The following is a 19,393-nucleotide window of genomic DNA, read 5'->3' as shown; positions in this document are numbered from 1 at the left end:
TGGAGATTCGCGCTTGTGGAAAACCCATCCCGCGCATTATGCTCGTCCGCCCGCATTGGTCGCAAGCGTGAGATTGTTGCACAATTAAAAACAAATAGCCCGGTGATGGGCAGCAACAAGCGCTTAATTCGTTCGTGTTATGAAATGAACGCGGGTCAGCCCAGCGCCAGGCGCAACTGTTCGTCCAGGTGCAGCGTGGGCGCAACGCGCCAGCCGCTCTGGGCATAGCGCAGCCAGCGGCCCAGCACCAGGTGCGTCAGCAGGCTGGCGTGCGCGGCCACATTGGCTTCGGGGGGCAGGCCGCCGTCGGTGATGGCGATGCGCAGCGATTGCTTGAGCGACGCCTCGATGCGGTCGTTGATGTGGTTGATGCGTTCCTGCAGGCGGTTGTCTTCGGTGACCAGCGCGTCGCCGGTCAGCACCCGCGTCATGCCCTTGTTGCGTTCCGAGAAGGTCAGCAGCATCGACACGGTCTTGTGGGCTTGCGACAGGCCGTAGGGCTCGGCGGTCGCGATCTGGTTCACCAGCGTGAAAATGCTGGTTTCGATGAATTCGATCAACCCTTCGAACATCTGCGCCTTGCTGGCGAAGTGCCGGTACAGCGCAGCTTCGGAGACCTGCAGTCTGGCAGCCAGCGCGGCAGTGGTGATGCGCGACGCGTGCGGCTGCTCCAGCATCTCGGCCAGGGTCTGCAGAATCTGGGTCTTGCGCTCGCCGGGTTTGCTCGCCATGGACGGGTCTGGTCTTACGCAGGCTGACGGTGGATGAAAAGAGGGCGCCGGCCGCTATCCCCGCAAGGGACGCCGGCGCAACAGCAAATCACTGACGGAGTTTACCCGCAAGTCGACGTAAGCCGGCCGCTGCGAACGGCCGCGCGCGAACGGTGTGCCGGGGTGGAAAACGTGCACCGTGCGCAGCCCCGCCTGGCGTGCGCCGCGCAGGTTGGCCAGGGTGTCTTCCACCAGCACGGCCTGGCGCGCCGGCACGCCTTCGCGGGCCAGCACATAGCGCAGCAGCGCGGGCGAGGGCTTGGGGCGGAACTCGCCGTGCAGGCGCATGTGTTCGATGGCCCACAGGCTGTCGAACTGGCGCAGGATGCCCAGGCGCCGCAGCACCGCGCGCGCATAGTGCAGCGGCGCGTTGGTCAGCAGTACCTTGCGACCGGGCAGCTGGCGCAACTTGTAGGCCAGCCCCTTTTCGGCGCGCACCAGCGGATTGACGTCGAAGTCGTGGCTGCGGTGCAGGAAGGCGTGAGGGTCCACGCCATGGTTGCGCACCATGCCGATCATGGTGGCCCCGTAGCGTTTCCAGTATTGCTTGCGCACCTGGTTGGCCGTGTCGACGTCGACGCCCAGCGCCTCGACCACCGCCAGGGTCATGCCCTGGTCGATGCGCGGAAAGATGGCGTGGGAGGTGTCGTGCAGCGTGTTGTCCAGGTCGAACAGCCACAGGCGCCCGGGGGCGCCCGTGGCCGTGCGACGCGAGCGGCGCTGGCGCACCGCGGGCCGCAGCAGGGTGCGCTGCGCTCGCATCAATGCGAGCTGATCATCGTGCCAACGCCTTGGTCGGTCAGGATTTCCAGCAGCAGGCAGTGCGGCACGCGGCCGTCGACGATATGCACCGAGTTGACGCCGTTCTTGGCGGCGTCCAGCGCGGACGAGATCTTGGGGAGCATGCCGCCCGAGATCGTGCCGTCGGCGAACAGTTCGTCGATGGTCTGGGCCGACAGGCTGCGCAGCAGCTTGCCTGCCTTGTCCAGCACGCCCGGGGTGTTGGTCAGCATCAGCAGCTTTTCGGCGCCCAGCACTTCGGCCATCTTGCCGGCAACCACGTCGGCATTGATGTTGTAGGCCGTGCCGTCTTCGCCGTAACCGATGGGCGAGATGACGGGGATGAACTGGTCGTCTTGCAGAGCCTTGACCACCGCCGGCTCGACCAGCGTGATGTCGCCCACGAAGCCGATGTCGATCGGTTCAGCGGGGTTTTCCTTGTTGGCCATCAGCTTTTTCTGCGCCTGGATCAGACCGCCGTCCTTGCCGGTCAGGCCCACGGCCTTGCCGCCGACCTCGTTGATCATCATGACGATGTCTTGCTGGACCTGGCCGCCCAGCACCCACTCGACCACTTCCATGGTTTCGGCGTCGGTGACGCGCATGCCCTGGATGAAGGTGCCTTGCTTGCCGATACGGCGCAGCGCGTCGTCGATCTGCGGACCGCCGCCGTGCACCACCACCGGATTCAGACCCACCAGCTTGAGCAGCACCACGTCATGCGCAAAACTGCGCTGCAATCGCTCTTCCGTCATGGCGTTGCCGCCGTACTTGACCACGATGGTTTTGCCGTGGAATCGTCGGATGTAAGGCAGCGCTTCGGAAAGCACCGCGGCTTTGACAGCAGGAGACGAGACGGCAGCAGGGTCGGGGGTGTCGGTCATGGCAGCTAAGTCGGCAATAAGTAGAGTATGAAAGTTAGAGGTTGGAAGCCCGCGCGCCGCTGGCGGCGCGATGGCGTTGCCCCCCGAGGGGGCGTAGGGTCCCGCAGTAAAAAATGCCTGCACAGGAACGCGTCGGGACGCGGTAGCGCAAGCATACGACGGATTGTAGACCCCACAGGTTCCTTATGCTTTAAACCCATGTTTATATGCCCGACAAATAACCGGCATTCGGGTAAATTGGGGGCGTTTTCACAACGGGTGCACCCCTCATAAGGGGGTATCCCCCCACCGGCTGGGCATATGCCCCCAATTTCTACCTATAAAAGAGGCAACTCATGCGTTTGAACTTCGTCCGCTCTGCCCTGGTGGCGTCGGCCCTCCTGGTGTCGGCTACCGCCGCCCACGCTGAAAAGATCGTGGTGGGCGCCACCCAGGTCCCGCACGCGGAGATCCTGGAAGTGGTCAAGCCCCAGCTCGCCAAGGAAGGCGTGGACCTGGACATCAAGGTCTTCAGCGACTACGTGCAGCCCAACCTGCAATTGGTGGACAAGCAGCTGGACGCGAACTTCTTCCAGCACAAGCCCTACCTGGACAGCTTCAACAAGGACCGCAAGGCCACGCTGGTGCCGGTCGCCCTGGTGCACGTCGAGCCCTTCGGCGGCTACTCCAAGAAGATCAAGAGCCTGGCCGAGCTGAAGGATGGCGCCACCGTCGCCATCCCGAACGACCCGTCCAACGGCGGCCGCGCGCTGGTGCTGCTGCAAAAGCAGGGCGTCATCAAGCTGAAGGACCCGTCCAACATCCTGGCCACCGCCGCCGATGTGGTCGAGAACCCCAAGAAGCTGAAGTTCCGCGAACTCGAGGCTGCCATGCTGCCGCGCTCGCTCGATGACGTCGACCTGGCCCTGATCAACACCAACTATGCGCTTGAAGCCGGCCTGGTGCCGACCAAGGACGCGCTGTTCATCGAAGGCGCCGATTCGCCCTACGCCAACGTGCTGGTGACCCGCTCGGACAACAAAGACGCGCCCGGCATCAAGAAGCTGGTCAACGCGCTGCACTCGGCCGAGGTGAAGAAGTTCATCCAGGAGAAGTACAAGGGCGCGGTGGTTCCTGCGTTCTGATACGCCGCAAGGACTGACCCTGTTGTTGAAACCGCCCGCTTGCCGGGCGGTTTTGTTTGTCACAGACGAAAAAAAACCGCTCGGCAAGCGGGCGGCTTCTGTTGCGATCGGGGCGGGGTCAACCTGCCGCCAATGCCTTTTCGACGGTGGCGTGGAATTCGGCGACGTCGTATTCGCCCAGATAACGCTTGATGACGTGCCCCTTCTTGTCGATCAGGAACGCCGTGGGCGTCAGGCGGATGTCGCCGAAAGCGCGGGCGATGTCGCCCTTGGTGTCCAGCGCCACCGGGAAGGGCAGCTTGCGGCTTTCGGCGAAGTTCAAGACGAAATTAGGCGGATCGTAGTTCATGGCGACCGCGATGGCCTCGTAGCCCTTGCCGGCGTATTCGTTATAGGCCGAGATGGTCTCCGGCATCTGCTTGACGCAAGTGACGCAGCTGGTGGCCCAGAACTTCACCAGCACCACCTTGCCGCGCAGGTCCTGCATCGAGAAGGTCTTGCCTTCGAGCGTGGTGAACGTGACGTCGGGCGCGGTTTGCGCCGGCCGCATGACGAACCAGGCGCCAATGCCGACCGCCACGAGGACGGTCAGGGCTACGATGGCTTTTTTCATTTGATGGGCATGGCTTCAACGGCGCTGCCACCGCTGGGGGCAGGGGCGCCGCTGCTGCTGCCGGCTGCGCCCGAGCTGTTCTCGATGGGGGCCTTGGTTTCAGTGGAGTTCGACTTGTTGCTGTTCGACAGGCGAATGGCTTCTTCGCGGCTGATGGTTTCGAACAGTTTTACCACCTTTGCGACGCCGCCGACATCGGCTGCGGCGTTGGCAGCGTAATCGCCTTCGGCCTGGGTCAGCTTGCCCATCAGGTACACGACGCTGTGGTCGGTGGTGAGGGCGATGGTGCCGGACGGCACGTATTTGGTGTTGATCAGCGCCGTCTTGACCTTGGACGTCAGCCAAGTGTCGTTCGAGCGGACGCCGAACGAGGCGATCGGGCCGACATTGAGCTGGTTGACCACCTGCTTCACATTTTCGACGCCCTGGGCGATGGCGGTGGCCTGCGACTTGGCTTCTTCAGTGGGCACGTCGCCGGTCAGCAGCAGATGGCCGCCGTAGGCCATGGCATTGACGCGGGCGGTGTCGCCCAGCTTCTGGGAGATCTGGCTCTGGGCCTTGAAGGCCATGTTCTGGTCTTCGAGCTGGATGCCCGAGGTGCGCCGGTCGGTCACGACCACCGCCGTGGTGGCGGCGGCGCCGCCCACGATCAGGGGCGCGCAGGCCGACAGCGACAGCGCGGCGCCGGACAGGGCTGCGGCAAGCAGCAGGGGACGGGCGGCGGTTCGGACGTCAGGAATCATTCGGTGTCTCCAAGCAGAAGAGCGTCAATGCCGTCGCAAAGCGCGTGCAGCAGCAGTATATGGACTTCCTGGATGCGCATCGTGCGATCGCTGGGAACACATAGATGGACGTCCATCGGCGTGATGAGTTCCCCCATGACACCGCCGCCCTTGCCGGTCAGGGCCAGCACATGCATTTCGCGGCTGGCCGCGGCTTCCATGGCGCGGACCACATTGGGCGAATTGCCGCTGGTGGAAATGGCCACCAGCACGTCGCCGGCCTGGCCGAAGGCGTTGACCTGGCGTTCGTAGATCTCGTCGAAGCCGTAGTCGTTGCCCACGGCGGTCAGGATGGAGGTGTCGGTGTTCAGGGCGATGCCGGCCAGGGGCAGGCGCTCGCGTTCGAAGCGGCCCACCAGTTCGGCGATGAAATGCTGGGCGTCGGCCGCGGAACCGCCGTTGCCGCAGGCCAGAATCTTGCCGTTGTTGGCCAAGGCGCCGAATAGCACGTCCACCGCCACTGCCAGCGGTTCGGCCAGGACGTTCATACTTTGTTCGCACGCAGCCATGGCGTCGCGAAAGTGCGACGTCATACGAGAGGTCATATCCATGGGCGCGATTATCTCACGCGCCAGCAGAAATCAGCCCAGCTCGAATGCGGCGCGCAGCCACTGGACCTGGCCGCCCTCGAAGAGCACGGCGTCGAAGCGGACGGCGGGCGTGGCGCCGCCCCAATGACGCCGTGTCAGTTCCGGCAGCCAGTGGGCCGCGGCGCGGGCCAGCCGGGCTTGCTTGGCCCGGTCGATGCTCGCGGCGGCCCCGCCGAAGGCGTCCGCCTGCCGCGAGCGGACTTCGACGAAGACCAGGACGTCGCCCTCGCGCATGGCCAGGTCGATCTCCCCCGCGCGGCAGGCCAGATTGCGGGCCAGCAGCGCCAAGCCGCCCGCCAGCAAGAGACGCAGCGCCGCGTCTTCGTGGCCATCGCCCGTGCGTTGGCGGGGCGAGCGCCGTGCGGGCGGCCGGTCGGGCGGATTGGGGCGTCGGGCGCTGCGGCGGCGGCGCTTGTCGGCGCGCTGGCGGGCGGCCAGGGCCAGTTCGAAGGCAAGGATGTCATCCATCAGGCGGGTTCCGGAAGCGGGCGTCGATGGCGGCTACACTGGCATGGTTTTCCGTGTAAGCAGGCAGCAATGAATCAAAATGTCTCACCCCCGGTGGCCGGCGATGCCTGGACCCGCGTCGCTGAACGCGTGGCCGGCCAGCATTGGCCTGCGCAGGCGCTGTATGTGGTGGCCACACCGATCGGCAATCTGGGCGACCTGGGGCTGCGCGCCTGGCACGCGCTGCAGCGCGCCGATGTGATCGCGGCCGAAGACACCCGCGCCAGCCGCACCTTGCTGGACGCCTGGGGAGTCACGACCCCCTTGATGGCCGCCCATCGCCACAACGAGGCCGCGGCGGCGCAGGCCATCTGCGAACGCCTGGCGCAAGGCCAGCGGGTGGCGCTGGTGTCCGATGCCGGTGCGCCCGCTGTCAGCGACCCTGGCGCCCGCGTGGTGCGCGCCGTGCGAGAGGCCGGTTTCACCGTGGTGCCGGTGCCGGGCCCCAGCGCCGTGATCACGGCGCTGATGGGCAGCGGCGTCACCACGGATGAAAACCCCGCCTATGCCTTTGCCGGCTTTCCGCCGTCCAAGGCCGTCGCCCGCCAGCGTTGGCTGCGCAGCTGGTGTGCGCTGCCCGCGCCGGTCGTGATGTTCGAATCGCCGCACCGCCTGGCGGCCACGTTGGCCGATCTGCTCGAGGTCTGCGGCCCCGAGCGCCACCTGACCGTGGCGCGTGAGCTGACCAAGCGCTTCGAGGAAATCGCCACGTTCACGCTGGGCGAGGCCGCGGCCTGGCTGGCGGCCGATTCGCACCGCGAACAAGGCGAGTTCGTGCTGATCGTGCATGCCCGGCCTGGCCAAGAGGCCGACGACGAGGCCGACCCGCGCACCGACGCGTTGCTGGACGCCTTGCTTGAAACGCTGTCGCTGCGCGATGCTTCCAAAGTCGCGGCCAAGGTCACCGGCCTGCCGCGAGACGTTCTGTACAACCGGGCCCTCTCCCGCAAGAATTCGTAAGACATGGTTTACACAGCTGTCGCTTCCAAGCGTTCCGGCCAACCCGACGAACGCATCGTCTATCGCGATATCCCCACGCCGTTGGGTGAAATGCGCCTGGTCGCCAGTGCCAAGGGCCTGCGCGGCGCCTGGTTCACCGACCAGACGCTGCTGCCTTCGGCCGAGGGGTGGGGTCGCGTGGACGCCGATCCCATCCTCGAGCAGGCGCGCCGCGAGCTGGACGAGTGGTTTGCCGGTCAGCGCCGCGACTTCGACGTGGCGCTCGACCCGGTCGGCACGCCGTTCCAGCATGAAGTGTGGCGTGCGCTGTGCGCGCTGGATTTCGGCCAGCTCGCCAGCTATGGCGAACTGGCGCGCACGGTGGGCCGCCCCAAGGGCGCACAGGCCATCGGCGGCGCCGTGGGGCGCAACCCCATCATCATCATCATTCCGTGCCACCGTGTGATTGGCGCCGACACCTCGCTCACGGGCTTCGGCGGCGGCTTGCCGCGCAAGCAGGCATTGCTGGAACACGAGGGCAGCCGCTATCTCAGCCGCAACCCGCGCGCGCGCCGGGTCTGCGATGGACAGGTCGAACTGCCGTTCGAGCCGCCGGCCTTCGACTGGCCGCGGGCGCAGCAGGCCCGCGACGCCTGACGGTTTATTGCGCCGCGATGCTGGGCGTGATGCCGATGCGGTCTGAGACGAGCTGCACCGCATTCATGGCGCTCTGGCGATCAGGGTAGGGCCCGATCTTGACGCGATACAGGTTGTTGGATTGTTCGACGCTGGCGGGCGGCGCACCCTCGGTGCCCAGCTGCGTATTGATGCGGCTGACCAGCGACTGCGCATTGGCCGGCTGGCTGAAAGCACCCACTTGCAGGTAGACGCTGCCGATGCCGCCCGCGGCCGGCTGACGCACGGGCGCGCTGCCTGGCGCGGGCGCCGGTTGTTGCGCCAGCGGTTGCGGGTCCAGCGAGAGGGGCGCGGCGGCCACGGGCGTGGCCACCGGCGTGGAGCCAATGGCCGACGCGGGCGTTGCCGCCGGGGCGCCCGATGAGGCCAGGCGGCGAATCTCGTCTTGCGGAATGCTCTCGACCACGACCTGGCCGCTGCCCGGTCCGATGATGCCCAGCTTGTAGGCCGCCACGTACGACAGGTCCATGATGCGGTCGCTGTGGAACGGGCCGCGGTCATTGACGCGCACGATGATGGTCTTGCCGTTGACCAGGCTGGTGACCCGCGCGTAGCTGGGAATCGGCAACGTGGTGTGCGCGGCCGTCATGGCGTACATGTCGTAGGCTTCGCCGATCGACGTCGAGTTGCCATGGAATTTCTTGCCATACCACGACGCAATGCCTTGCCGCTTGTACGGCTGGCCGGTGGTGTCGGGCACGTAGCGCTGGCCGAACACCACGTACGGACGGTTGGCGCCGCTGGCGTAGGGCTCGATGCGCGGCACCGCGTCCGGCACCTGGTCCAGGTTGGCTGGCGGGTTGGCGTCCGGGCCGTCGTCCTTGTAATACCCGCCGCCTTTTTTGCGGCCTCCGGTGGAAGAGCAGCCGGCCACGGCAATGGCCAGCAACAGCATCATCAGGAAAGTCAGCGGGCGGGGCAGGGTCATGCGGATTCGTCGGGCAGTTGGGTGCGATGGCGCACCAGCAGCGGGTCGTGGTCGGCAAAGCGCTTGGCGAGCTGTTCGACCACGTAGACCGAACGATGCTGCCCGCCGGTGCAGCCGATGGCGACCGTGAGGTAATTGCGGGTGTCCTGGGTGTACTGCGGCAGCCAGCGGTTCAGGAAGCCGGCGATGTCGTCGATCATCTGCCCTACCTGGTCGTAGCCGGACAGCCACGTCGCGACGGGCTCATCGCGACCCGTCAGCGGACGCAGGTTGCGGTCGTAGTAGGGATTGGGCAGGCAGCGCACGTCGAACACCAGGTCTGCGTCGCGCGGCACGCCGCGCTTGTAGGCGAACGATTCGAAGGTCAGCACCAGCGGGGCGCGATCGGCCTGGATCAGGTCGCGAATCCAGGCGCGCAACTGGCCCGGGGTGAGTTCCGACGTGTCGATGACGTGTTCCTGCTCGCGCAGCGGCGCCAGCAGTTCGCGTTCGAGCGCGATGCAGTCGGTCAGCGACGGGGCGGTGCCGCCGCGTTGCAGGCGGTCGGTCAGGGGATGGCGGCGGCGCGATTCCGAATAACGCTGCACCAGGGTGTCGGTGCTGGCATCCAGGAAGACCACGCGCAGGCTGGTGCCCATGGCGCGCAAGGCGGTGACGACGTCGGGCAGTTCGGCCAGTTCGCCGGGGGAGCGCACGTCAATGGCGACCGCCACGCGTTCCAGGCCGTCGTCGCGGGCGTTGGCGATGAATTCGGTCAGGAACCGGACCGGCAGGTTGTCGACGCAGGTATAGCTGGCGTCCTCGAGCATGCGCAGGGCGACGGATTTGCCTGAGCCTGATATGCCGGTTACGAGGACGACTTTCAACATGGACATGATTGTGGCACGCTTTTCCAGGACGATGCCGGCGGGTTGGCATCTGATATGGCCGTAAACTGCAAATCTGCGCCTGTACCGGTCAGTACGCCCTGACGTAAGCTCGGGCATCCGCACAAGAGAGATTCACCTACGCGCCCCGCCGTCATGCGCCTTGGGGGGGTTGGAATTTGACTTAGTGTTAACTGGTCCTAGATGTTAGCCCTCATTTCCTTTTGTAGTGTTTCACTGCCGCGGCATTGGGCAAAATCCCGCCTGTTGGCTGCCGCGCTTGTCGTGTTTTCGACAGCGCCCGCGATGGCCCAGGACACCGCGCCATCGCTGCAGCCGGGCACGATGCAGGCCCGCGTGGCGGCCTGTACGGCCTGTCACGGCGCACAGGGCCGGGCGGGCGCCGACGGCTACTACCCCCGCCTGGCGGGCAAGCCGCAGGAATACCTCTATCACCAACTGCTGAATTTCCGCGACGACCGCCGCCAGTACCGGCCGATGGCGCACCTGCTGGCGGGCCTGCCGGATGCCTACCTGCATGAAATGGCGGCCTACTTTGCAGACCAGCATGTGCCCTATCCGTCGCCCGCCCGCGTGGACGTCCCCGGCGCCACCTTGGAGGCCGGGCGCAGGCTGGCCCTGTCGGGCGATGCCGCGCGTGGCCTCCCGGCGTGTGCCTCCTGTCATGGCGCGTCCCTGGGCGGGCTGCTGCCCGCCATTCCCGGCTTGCTGGGCTTGCCGCGCGACTACATCAGTTCGCAGATCGGCAGCTGGAAAAGCGGTCAGCGCCGCGCCGCCGCGCCTGATTGCATGGCCGACATCGCCAACAAGCTCACGCCGGAAGACATCGGCGCCCTGACGGCGTGGCTGTCGTCGCAACCGGTTGCCGACAGCTACGGCCCCGAGGCCGCCGGCTCCTTGCGCCTGCCCGCTGAATGCGGCAGCCAGGCCCAGCGGTAACGGGGGCGCAAGATGACACTGATGAAACGAATCCTGGGGTCCCTGTTGGCGCTGACCGTGGTGGTCCTGGGCGCCCTGTATTGGCTGGGCACGCGCGATGACACCAGCACAGGTCCTGCCGCGGCGCCGTCTGACCCGCAGCAGCGGATCGAGCGCGGACGCTATCTGGCGCTGGCCGGCAATTGCGCGGCCTGCCACACCGCTCGCGGCGGCCCGGCCTATGCGGGGGGCACGGCCATTCCCACGCCGTTCGGCACCCTTTACGGGCCCAACATCACCCCCGACGACAAGACCGGCATCGGCGCCTGGAGCGCCGACGATTTCTGGCAAGCCCTGCACAATGGCAAGTCGCGCGACGGCACGTTGCTGTATCCCGCCTTTCCTTACACCGAATACACCCGTGTGAGCCGCGCGGATGCCGATGCGCTGTTCGCCTACCTGCGCACCATCGCGCCAGTCAACCAGGCCAATCGGCCGCCTGAGCTTGATTTCCCGTATGACCAGCGCATCTTGCTGGCGGCGTGGCGCGCGCTGTATTTCAAGCCTGGCGCACTGGAGCCCGATGCCGGCCAATCCGAGCAATGGAATCGCGGCCGCTACCTGGTCGAAGGCGTTGGCCACTGCGCGGCCTGTCATGCACCGCGCAACAGCCTGGGCGCGACCCGTCCGGCCGACGGCCTGACCGGCGGTGTGATTCCGGGGCTGGAATGGTATGCGCCACCCCTGACCAACGACCCGCGCGCCGGGTTGGGGCGTTGGTCCGCCCAAGACATCGCCGACCTCCTGCAAACCGGCATCGCGGCGCATTCCAGCGCCAGTGGTCCGATGGCCGAAGTGGTGCTGGGCAGCACGCAGCACCTGACGGGTGAAGACGCGCTGGCGATGGGGGTGTACCTCAAGTCGTTGCCGGACACGCCGGCGTCTACCGCTGCGTCCGCCGCGCCTGTGTCGGCCGCGGCCATGGAACTGGGGGGCAAGATCTACCGCCAGCAATGCGTGCAGTGCCACCAGGCCGCAGGCGAGGGCAGCGCGGGCGCGTGGCCTGCATTGGCCGGCAACCCTACCGTGACCGCGCCATCGCCCGTCAATGCCATTCGCATCGTGCTCGATGGCGGCTTTGCGCCCGCCACCGCGGCCAGCCCCAGGCCACACGGCATGCCGCCTTTCGGCCAAATGCTGAACGACAACGACATCGCCATGCTGGTGTCCTACATCCGCAACAGTTGGGGCAACGCGGCGGGCGGGGTGACGTCGCTTGAGGTCAAGCGCGCGCGGGCCGCGGCAACCCGCAACTGATCAGCGCGACCGCGTGGCCTGGCTGCAGGCCGCGCGGGCCATTTCGCCCAGGATGCGAATGGCATCGTCCTGGCCCGGGTCCCACGGGTGTCCGTAGTTCAGGCGGAGCGCATTGCCGAACTGGCCGCTGGCGGAGAAGATCGGGCCCGGCGCCACGCTGATGCCGCGCGCCAACGCCTGCCGGTGCAGCGCCAGCGCATCGACGGCGGCGGGCATTTCCAGCCACAGGAAGAAGCCGCCTTGCGGCCGCGTCACTCGGGTGCCCGCCGGAAATTCGCGGGCGATGGCGTTGGCCATCAAGTCCTGCTGGGCCTGCAAGGTTTCGCGCAGCCGCCGCAGGTGACGGTCGTAACCGCCTTGCTCCAGGTATTCGGCGATGGCGCCTTGCGCGGGGCTGGACGCCGACAGCGTGGACGACAGCTTCAGGCGCTGCACGCGTTGTGTGTAGCGCCCCGCGCTGGCCCAGCCAATGCGGTAGCCCGGTGCCAGGCATTTCGAGAACGACGAGCAGTGCAGCACCAGGCCCTGTGTATCAAAGGCCTTGGCGGGCACGGGGCGCGTCGCGCCGAAATACAACTCGCCGTAGACGTCGTCTTCGATCAGCGCAATGTCATGGCGCGTCAGCAGCTCGACCAGCTGGCGCTTCTTTTCGTCGGGCATCAGGCTGCCCAGCGGATTCTGGAACTGCGTCATCAGCCAGCAGGCCTTCGGCGCATGGCGCGCGATGGCAGCCTCCATGGCGCCCAGGTCTACGCCCGTGCGTGGATGCGTGGGCACTTCCAGCGCTTTCAGCCCCAGGCGTTCCAGCGCTTGCAAAGCGCCATAGAAGGTTGGCGCTTCGACGATGACCGTGTCACCGGGCTGCGTGACCGCTTGCAGGCAAAGATTCAGCGCTTCCAGCGCGCCGTTGGTGATCACGATGTCGCTGGCCGGCACGTTGATGCCCGCGATCAGGTAGCGCAGCGCGATCTGCCTGCGCAGGCCCGGGTTGCCGGGCGACAGGTCTTCCATCGTGGCTAGCGGGTCCTGGCGCTTCAGGTGCGCGGCCATGGCCTGCGCCAACCTCGGCAGCGGGAACAGCAGCGGCGAGGGGAACGCGGAGCCCAGCGGCGTGACGTCGCGGTTGCGCACCGAATCCAGGATGTCGAAGATGCGTTCGCTGATCGCCAGCTCGGTGGATTCGCCGTCGGGACAGGACGTGCCGGGCTCGGGCGGCAGGCTGTCACTGCGCGTGTTGACGTAGTAGCCGGAGCGGGGGCGCGCGCGGATCAGGCCGCGCGCTTCAAGCAGGTAATAGGCCTGGAACACCGTCGACGGGCTGACGCCGCGGCTGGCGCAGGCATCGCGCACCGACGGCAGCTTGTCGCCCACGCGCAAGACGCCATCGCGGATCGACTGGGCGATTTCGTTGGCGAGTTTTTCGTAGAGGCTCACGGGGCCGCAGGGCGACGCGCGTTTACTTGCTGCTTTGCAGGATCGCCATGGCCTGGCGTTCCATGAATTCGCCCAGGGTGTCGATGCCGCGCAGCTTCAGGATGGTGTTGCGCACGGCGGCCTCGACCAGCACGGCCAGGTTGCGGCCCGCGGCCACTTGCAGCATGACCTTGCGCACGGGCAAGCCCAGCATGTCCTGGGTGATGTCCTGCAGCGGCAGGCGCTCGAACTTGTCCTGTGCGGTCGCGCGCACCAGGTGCACGATCAGCTTCAGGCGCATCTTGCGGCGTACCGAGGTCTCGCCAAAGATGGTGCGGATGTCGAGCAGGCCCAGACCGCGCACTTCCAGCAGGTTCTGCAGCAGTTGCGGACAGTGGCCTTCGATCATGTTGGGCGCGGTGCGCGAGAATTCCACCGCGTCGTCGGCCACCAGGCCGTGGCCGCGCGAAATCAGTTCCAGCGCCAGTTCGCTCTTGCCCAGGCCCGATTCGCCGGTGATCAGCACGCCCAGGCCCAGCACGTCCAGGAACACGCCGTGCACGGTGGTGGTGGGCGCCAGCTTCTTGCCCAGGTAGATGCGCAAGAGGTCGATCAGTTGCGCGGCGGCAACCGGCGTGGACAGCAGGGGGACCTGATGCTGGTCGCATTGATCGACCAGGTCTTGCGGTGGCGTCAGACCGTCGGCCAGCAAGATGGCCGGGACGCCGCCGATCAGCAGCTCGTCCATGTGGTGCATGCGGCGGCGCAGGTCGAAGCGGGTGTAGTACGCCAGCTCTTCCTGGCCGAACACCTGGATGCGCGAGGGGTGGATCAGGTTCAGGTGACCCACCAGGTCCGCGGCTGCCATGCCGTCATCGGGAATTGCGCGGTCTGCGGCCCCTTGTCCGGAAATCCAGTTGAAGGGGATTTTGTCGGCGTTGTCGTCGACGAGTTCCTGCACCGTAAGCATGGCAGCGTTTCCGCGAGGGGTCAGAGTTGGCCGGTGGTAAGCATCTTGTGGACGATGGCCGGATCGGCCTCCGTGGCCAGCGCTTCACGCAATGCCTTGTTGGACATCAGCTGCGCCAGTTCGGCCAGGATATCCAGGTGCTGTTGCGTGGCGGTTTCCGGCACCAGCAGACAGAGCAGCATCGAGACGGGCTGGCCGTCGGGTGCGTCGAACGTGATGGGTTGCGCCAGGCGGATGAACGCGGCCAGGGCTTGTTCCAGGCCCTTCACGCGGCCATGCGGCACCGCGACGCCTTGGCCCAGGGCGGTCGAACCCAGGCGTTCGCGTGCGAACAGGCTGTCGAACACGAGCGCGCGCGCCAAGCCATGGTTGTTTTCAAAGAGAAGGCCAGCCTGTTCGAACGCGCGCTTCTTGCTCGTGGCGAGCATATCGAGGACGACGTTGCCGGCGGGAAGGATGCGCGACAAATGATTCATCGGACCATTATAGGGTTATATGATGCACTGCAAAAATGCCGGGCCAAGATGCCTTGCGCGGCGGGCTTCGGGTGGCCCGGCTCGGCGCTTGCCAGGGCGGGTGGGCCCCAGGGCGAGAGCGACAGCATAGACCGATAGCGGCGCGTTGTGGGCATTCTCGTGCACCCGCGCGCAGTCCGGGCCGCAATGTGCGGTGATTTCACGGGCGAGGGATGGGCGAAGCGGATTCGTCGACGCACGTCGAGAAGCGGGGGCAAAAATGGGGGCAAATCCGGGGAGGGGCACTGCAGGAGGGGAGTTTGCCGATGCCCCGGCTGGACGAATCGTCTAGCGGGACACCGGGACTTAGGCAGGATTCAAGAATCGCTGTTTAGCTTGGCTCGCACGGCGAGCGGGTCATGAAGCGCGTTACTGCTGGGGTGGCGAGAGGCTCGCCGCTTGCCGCTTCACGGACTCTGCCGTGTGACTTCGTACCTTGTCCTTGTGCTTGATGACCTGACGGTCGACTTTGTCAGCAAGAAGGTCTATCGCTGCGTAGAGATTTTCATCGGTTGCTTCACAATGAATATCCTTGCCGCTAAGACGCATGGTGATTTCGGCTCTGTGCCGCAGGGGCTCTACTGAGAGCATGACCTGGGTATCGATGACGTGATCGAAATGCCGCAGCACTCGCGCCAATTTGTTCATGACATATTCCCGGATGGCCGGGGTGACGTCGAGGTGACGACCGCAGATGCTCAGGTTCATAGTGTGCTCTCCTTCTAAAAGAGGAAAAAATGGTGCGCAAAATGCGCGGTGGGGTCGTTAGGCGTTCTCCTTGTTTGAGAGGGTTCGTTTAGTACTAGTGTATAGACTCGGGCCGATAAAACAAGCTGACCTAGCGCAAGTTCATGGCATTTTTATGGCGGATTCCCAGGGGGCGCTCCCAGGGGGCCAGGAAGGGCCCTAGGGGCTTTCCCCAGGGGTCTGTTACATGCGGAAGTGTTCGCCCAGGTAGACGCGCCGCACGGCCGGATCGCCGACGATTTCGTCGGGGTGGCCGTCGGTCAGGACCTTGCCTTCGCTGATGATGTAGGCGCGGTCGCAGATGCCGAGCGTTTCGCGCACGTTGTGGTCGGTGATCAGCACGCCGATGCCGCGGCCCTTCAGGAAGCGCACGATGCGCTGGATTTCGATCACCGCGATGGGGTCCACGCCGGCGAAGGGTTCATCCAGCAGGATGAAGCGCGGACTGGTGGCCAGCGCACGGGCGATTTCCACGCGGCGGCGTTCGCCGCCCGACAGCGAGATGGCCGCGTTGCTGCGGATATGGCCGATCTGCAGTTCTTCGAGCAGCAGTTCCATCTGCTCGTTGATCTTGGGCGTGGACAGCGGGCGGCCATCAGGCCCCAATTGCAGTTCAAGCACTGCACGGATGTTCTGCTCGACCGTGAGGCGTCGGAACACCGAGGCGTCCTGCGGCAGGTACGACAGCCCCATGCGGGCGCGCTTGTGGATCGGCATGGCGGTGATGACCGAGCCGTCGATTTCAATGCGGCCGGCGTCGGCCGGCACCAGGCCCACGATCATGTAGAAGCTGGTGGTCTTGCCGGCGCCGTTTGGGCCGAGCAGGCCGACGACTTCGCCGCTGACGACGGACAGGGACACGTCCTGCACCACGGTGCGGCCGTTGTAGGTCTTGCGCAAGCCGGTTGCGCGCAGGCTGCCCTGCTTGACGCCCGAAGGGGCGGAGGTCACAGGAGTCTGCACAGAGGGTTGATTCATCGTGGCTGCGTATGGTGGTGCATGGGAGGCGCTTTAACGCCCTTTCTTTGATTCTTGCTGCTTGCGGCATTCGGCCACCGCAGCATCGGACTTGGCGCGCGGTTCGGCCACCGAGCGGACCCGGCCGCCCGCGGCGGCCGAATTCGGGCCGCCCTGGGCTTCGTAGGTGCCGCTCTTTTCGTTGTAGCGTACCCGTTCCCCGCGGATGGTGTCGAAAGGCTTGCCACAGACGTAGCGCACGACCACGGCCTGGCCGATCAGGTCGAACGTGCTCTTGGTGCCGTCGTATTCGGCGCGCAGGCCCTTGCCTTCGATCAGCTCGAAGGTCTCGGGGCGTTCCTGGCGGATGGTCACGACCTTGCCCTTGTTCGCCGTCGCGGTGCCGTACTGATTGCCGGCGGCGTCTTCGCGCATTTCGAGCACGTCGGACGTCAGTGTCATCAGGCCGCGCGTCATGTTGACGTTGCCGGTGAAGACGCTTTGCTTCTTGACGTCGTCGTAGTGCAGGGTGTCCGACAGGATCGTGGTGGTGGGTTCCTCGGCGGGCGCGGCCTTGGTCGAGCCGGCGGCCGGCTTGGGGTCGGCCGCGAGCGCCGGCGCAACCGCCGATGCCATCAGCAGCACCGCGCCCAGCAGGCGCGTGGTGGGGGCAATGCGAATCCGAAGGTCGGTCATGGTGTCTTCTGGTCAGAGGTGTTGGCAGGGGTCTCGGCCGGGCGGCGTGATTTGTTTTCTCCGCCGGCGATTTCCACGTCGGTGGAGGCCGATACCTGCAGTTGGCGTGTCTTGTTGTTGTAGTGCATGCCCTTGCCGTTCATGCGCGAGCGTCCCTTGATGACTTCCGCCGGCAGATCGGTAAAGACCACGTCATCGTCGGGCAGCAGAATCAACTGCTGGCTGCGTACGTCCAGGACATCATTGTTGGCGTCGGGCTGGCGATGCACGTGCGCGTCGCCATTCATGACGATGCGCTTGCCGCCCTGTTCCATGATGGCGGTCTTGGACACGCCCACGGTGATCGGGTTGGCTTCGCGCTGGCCAATGGCTCGCGGCTCGGTGATGTGGTACGAATCGTCGTCCGGGAAATGCTCGGCGTATTCGCCTTCCAGGCGGTTGATCGGACGGCCGGTGGGGTCGGTGCGCAGCATCACGAAATTGCGCGACCAGGCGTCCATTTCGTGCGTGACGCGGCGCGGCGGATCCGACTGGATGGCGCGCTGCGCGTAGTCGGCTGCCCAGTACGTGCTGGCGACAAGCACCAGCAGCAGGAACAGCGCGATCAGGGAAGGAAAACGATCTTTCATCGGGTCTGCCGGTCAGGGCGTAGTTAGAGGCGCTTACTGGATGGCGCCCGGGCCGAGCAGGCCCGGCGCCGTCAGGAAGCCGCCCAGGCGGCCTTGCGAGGCCAGCACCAGGTCGCAGCATTCGCGTACCGCGCCGCCGCCGCCCGGTTGCGTGGCGATCCAGTGGGCCGCCTGGCTGACGTAGCCCGGTGCGTTCGGCACGCTGGCGGCAAAGCCGGCGCGTTGCATGGCCGGCAGGTCGATGATGTCATCGCCCATGTAGCCGGTCTGGTTCAGTTGGACCGCGCTGCGCAGCGCAAGTTCGGCCAGGGCTGCACCTTTGTCGCGCACGCCCTGCATGACTTCGGAAATGCCGAGTTCGGCCGCGCGGCGCGCCACGATGGGGCCGGAACGGCCGGTCATCAGGGCGACCTTCAGGCCGCCTTCCATCAGCAGGCGCAGGCCGTGGCCGTCCAGCGCATGGAAGCGCTTGAGCGCTTCGCCGGTTTCGCCGTAGTACAGGCTGCCGTCGGTCAGGACGCCATCCACATCGAAAACCATCAGGCGCACGGCGGCGGCGCGTTCGCGCACGGCCGGGGTGATACGGGCCAGGACCAGCGCTTCGGCCGGGTGGGTGATCGAAGGAGGAAGGGTCATAGTCATACCACTTTGGCTGCCATCAGGTCGTGCATGTGCAGGGCGCCGAGCAGGGCGCCTTCGGCGTCCAGCACCAGCATGTGATTGAGCCGCTGGTCATCCATCTGGCGGGCGGCCTCGACGGCCAGCGCATCCGGGTTGACGCTGCGGGGGGAGCGGGTCATGCCTTCGTCGACCGTCAGGCTGCGGATGTCGCCGTAGCGCGCGATCAGGCGGCGCAGGTCGCCGTCGGTGAAGATGCCCAGCGGGCGGTGTTGCGCATCGGTGACCACGGTCATGCCCATGCCTTTGGCGGACATGACTTCCAGCGCCTGCGACACCGGCGTGCCCGCCGCCACGATGGGCAGGGCGTCGCCCTGGCGCATGACGTCACGCACATGGGTCAGCAGCCGGCGGCCCAGCGCGCCGCCGGGGTGCGAGCGGGCGAAGTCCTGCGGGCCGAAGCCGCGGGCTTCGAGGCAAGCCACGGCCAGGGCATCGCCCAGGGCCAGGGCCGCGGTGGTGCTGGCGGTGGGTGCCAGGTTCAGCGGGCAGGCTTCTTGTGCCACGCTGGCGTCAAGGTGGACGTCGGCCAGGCGGGCCAGTTCGGATTGCGGGTTGCCGGTGATGGCGACCAGACCCGCGCCCATGCGGCGCGCCACCGGCAGGATGGTCAGCAATTCCTGGCCGGAGCCGGAATACGAAATGGCGATCAGCACGTCGTCGCGGGTGATCATGCCCAGGTCGCCGTGCACGGCCTCGGCGGCATGCACGAAGAAGGCGGGCGTACCCGTGGACGCCAGGGTCGCGGCGATCTTGCGGGCGACGTGTCCGGTCTTGCCGATGCCGCTCACGACCACGCGGCCGCGGCAGGCCAGCAGCATGGCGACAACCTGCGCGAAACTGTCGTCCAGGCGGGCGGACAGGTCGAGGATGCCCTGGCTTTCGATTTGCAGCGTCCTGCGCGCAGATGCCAGCGCGGTGTCGGACGATGTGGTGGGATGGTCGGTCATCAGGGGATTTTAATATCAGGTTGCGGGTTTGCCCCGGGCAGGGGGGTATGGCATCCTGGCGGCTCTTTTATCCGGCTATCAATCTTTCCTTTCCAGGCCCGCT

23 protein-coding genes are annotated in these 19,393 nt (G+C 66.2%); 5 read left to right on the top strand and 18 right to left on the bottom strand.

What is annotated here, in order from left to right:
• Nucleotides 1-155 precede the first annotated feature (155 nt).
• The 3 genes from slmA to argB are packed head-to-tail and all read right to left on the bottom strand — an operon-like array spanning nt 156 to nt 2,434.
• Nucleotides 156-731, bottom strand: coding sequence for a nucleoid occlusion factor SlmA (slmA, locus tag AC3WMR_RS28210; protein ID WP_492266161.1), 576 nt, complete (start codon nt 729-731; stop codon nt 156-158).
• 54 nt (nt 732-785) lie between these two features.
• Nucleotides 786-1,532 (bottom strand): pyrimidine 5'-nucleotidase, encoded by a 747-nt coding sequence (locus AC3WMR_RS28205; protein WP_025141017.1) that lies wholly within the window; start codon nt 1,530-1,532, stop codon nt 786-788.
• Nucleotides 1,532-2,434, bottom strand: coding sequence for an acetylglutamate kinase (argB, locus tag AC3WMR_RS28200; protein ID WP_006391819.1), 903 nt, complete (start codon nt 2,432-2,434; stop codon nt 1,532-1,534). The genes AC3WMR_RS28205 and argB overlap by 1 nt, the downstream gene beginning before the upstream one ends.
• A 335-nt stretch (nt 2,435-2,769) precedes the next feature.
• Here argB and AC3WMR_RS28195 point away from each other — a divergent pair, with 335 nt between their 5' ends.
• On the top strand, nt 2,770-3,558 hold the full coding sequence (locus AC3WMR_RS28195) for a MetQ/NlpA family ABC transporter substrate-binding protein (RefSeq protein ID WP_175191537.1): 789 nt from the start codon (nt 2,770-2,772) through the stop codon (nt 3,556-3,558).
• Nucleotides 3,559-3,676: 118 nt separating this feature from the next.
• Here the strand turns inward: AC3WMR_RS28195 and AC3WMR_RS28190 are convergent, their stop codons facing one another.
• Genes AC3WMR_RS28190 through AC3WMR_RS28175 form a run of 4 tightly spaced genes read right to left on the bottom strand, consistent with a single transcriptional unit; the run spans nt 3,677 to nt 6,011 of the window.
• A complete protein-coding gene (locus tag AC3WMR_RS28190) occupies nt 3,677-4,171 on the bottom strand; it encodes a peroxiredoxin family protein (protein ID WP_492266160.1) in 495 nt (164 codons plus the stop codon).
• The gene (locus AC3WMR_RS28185) at nt 4,168-4,914 is read right to left on the bottom strand and encodes a BON domain-containing protein (protein ID WP_492266159.1); all 747 of its coding nucleotides are present in this window, start codon (nt 4,912-4,914) and stop codon (nt 4,168-4,170) included. Before AC3WMR_RS28185 ends, AC3WMR_RS28190 begins: the two co-directional genes overlap by 4 nt.
• On the bottom strand, nt 4,911-5,504 hold the full coding sequence (locus AC3WMR_RS28180) for a phosphoheptose isomerase (RefSeq protein WP_025141021.1): 594 nt from the start codon (nt 5,502-5,504) through the stop codon (nt 4,911-4,913). Before AC3WMR_RS28180 ends, AC3WMR_RS28185 begins: the two co-directional genes overlap by 4 nt.
• 30 nt (nt 5,505-5,534) lie before the next feature.
• The gene (locus AC3WMR_RS28175; protein ID WP_492266158.1) at nt 5,535-6,011 is read right to left on the bottom strand and encodes a YraN family protein; all 477 of its coding nucleotides are present in this window, start codon (nt 6,009-6,011) and stop codon (nt 5,535-5,537) included.
• Nucleotides 6,012-6,080: 69 nt separating this feature from the next.
• On the opposite strand from AC3WMR_RS28175, the gene rsmI reads away from it, so the two are divergent.
• Both rsmI and AC3WMR_RS28165 read left to right on the top strand, forming a co-directional pair.
• Nucleotides 6,081-7,010, top strand: coding sequence for a 16S rRNA (cytidine(1402)-2'-O)-methyltransferase (gene rsmI / locus AC3WMR_RS28170; RefSeq protein WP_492266157.1), 930 nt, complete (start codon nt 6,081-6,083; stop codon nt 7,008-7,010).
• Between the two features lie 3 nt (nt 7,011-7,013).
• Complete coding sequence (locus AC3WMR_RS28165; protein ID WP_492266156.1) at nt 7,014-7,646, top strand: methylated-DNA--[protein]-cysteine S-methyltransferase; 633 nt, start codon at nt 7,014-7,016, stop codon at nt 7,644-7,646.
• A 4-nt stretch (nt 7,647-7,650) separates the two neighbouring features.
• Here AC3WMR_RS28165 and AC3WMR_RS28160 read toward each other — a convergent pair whose 3' ends face one another.
• Nucleotides 7,651-8,613, bottom strand: coding sequence for a septal ring lytic transglycosylase RlpA family protein (locus tag AC3WMR_RS28160; protein WP_492266155.1), 963 nt, complete (start codon nt 8,611-8,613; stop codon nt 7,651-7,653).
• Nucleotides 8,610-9,482: an RNase adapter RapZ gene (gene rapZ, locus AC3WMR_RS28155; RefSeq protein WP_025141026.1), complete on the bottom strand. Its 873-nt coding sequence runs from the start codon at nt 9,480-9,482 to the stop codon at nt 8,610-8,612. The genes AC3WMR_RS28160 and rapZ overlap by 4 nt, the downstream gene beginning before the upstream one ends.
• 201 nt (nt 9,483-9,683) lie before the next feature.
• On the opposite strand from rapZ, the gene AC3WMR_RS28150 reads away from it, so the two are divergent.
• Nucleotides 9,684-10,439 carry a c-type cytochrome gene (locus AC3WMR_RS28150; RefSeq protein ID WP_492266154.1) on the top strand — a complete coding sequence of 252 codons (756 nt, stop codon included), beginning with the start codon at nt 9,684-9,686 and terminating at the stop codon, nt 10,437-10,439.
• 12 nt (nt 10,440-10,451) lie between these two features.
• A complete protein-coding gene (locus tag AC3WMR_RS28145) occupies nt 10,452-11,735 on the top strand; it encodes a c-type cytochrome (protein ID WP_492266153.1) in 1,284 nt (427 codons plus the stop codon).
• Here the strand turns inward: AC3WMR_RS28145 and AC3WMR_RS28140 are convergent, their stop codons facing one another.
• From AC3WMR_RS28140 to AC3WMR_RS28100, 9 genes are all read right to left on the bottom strand, one after another.
• A complete protein-coding gene (locus AC3WMR_RS28140) occupies nt 11,736-13,169 on the bottom strand; it encodes an aminotransferase-like domain-containing protein (RefSeq protein WP_492266152.1) in 1,434 nt (477 codons plus the stop codon).
• A gap of 22 nt (nt 13,170-13,191) precedes the next feature.
• On the bottom strand, nt 13,192-14,118 hold the full coding sequence (hprK, locus tag AC3WMR_RS28135) for an HPr(Ser) kinase/phosphatase (protein WP_006216298.1): 927 nt from the start codon (nt 14,116-14,118) through the stop codon (nt 13,192-13,194).
• Between the two features lie 20 nt (nt 14,119-14,138).
• On the bottom strand, nt 14,139-14,594 hold the full coding sequence (locus AC3WMR_RS28130) for a PTS sugar transporter subunit IIA (protein WP_006224727.1): 456 nt from the start codon (nt 14,592-14,594) through the stop codon (nt 14,139-14,141).
• Between the two features lie 408 nt (nt 14,595-15,002).
• A complete protein-coding gene (hpf, locus tag AC3WMR_RS28125; protein ID WP_025141030.1) occupies nt 15,003-15,341 on the bottom strand; it encodes a ribosome hibernation-promoting factor, HPF/YfiA family in 339 nt (112 codons plus the stop codon).
• Nucleotides 15,342-15,563: 222 nt separating this feature from the next.
• Entirely contained in the window at nt 15,564-16,358 is a 795-nt protein-coding gene (gene lptB / locus AC3WMR_RS28120; protein ID WP_025141031.1) for an LPS export ABC transporter ATP-binding protein, read from the bottom strand.
• 33 nt (nt 16,359-16,391) lie between these two features.
• On the bottom strand, nt 16,392-17,033 hold the full coding sequence (gene lptA / locus AC3WMR_RS28115) for a lipopolysaccharide transport periplasmic protein LptA (RefSeq protein ID WP_492266151.1): 642 nt from the start codon (nt 17,031-17,033) through the stop codon (nt 16,392-16,394).
• Complete coding sequence (lptC, locus tag AC3WMR_RS28110) at nt 17,030-17,662, bottom strand: LPS export ABC transporter periplasmic protein LptC (protein WP_492266150.1); 633 nt, start codon at nt 17,660-17,662, stop codon at nt 17,030-17,032. Before lptC ends, lptA begins: the two co-directional genes overlap by 4 nt.
• Nucleotides 17,663-17,695: 33 nt before the next feature.
• Nucleotides 17,696-18,304 carry a KdsC family phosphatase gene (locus AC3WMR_RS28105; protein ID WP_492266149.1) on the bottom strand — a complete coding sequence of 203 codons (609 nt, stop codon included), beginning with the start codon at nt 18,302-18,304 and terminating at the stop codon, nt 17,696-17,698.
• Nucleotides 18,301-19,290, bottom strand: a complete 990-nt coding sequence (locus AC3WMR_RS28100; protein WP_492266148.1) for a KpsF/GutQ family sugar-phosphate isomerase — start codon at nt 19,288-19,290, stop codon at nt 18,301-18,303. Before AC3WMR_RS28100 ends, AC3WMR_RS28105 begins: the two co-directional genes overlap by 4 nt.
• Nucleotides 19,291-19,393: the final 103 nt, after the last annotated feature.

Source organism: Achromobacter sp. FW305-C-28 (genome assembly GCF_058783235.1).
Note: the sequence above shows the minus strand (reverse complement) of the source record. Positions and strands in the feature narration are given on the sequence as shown.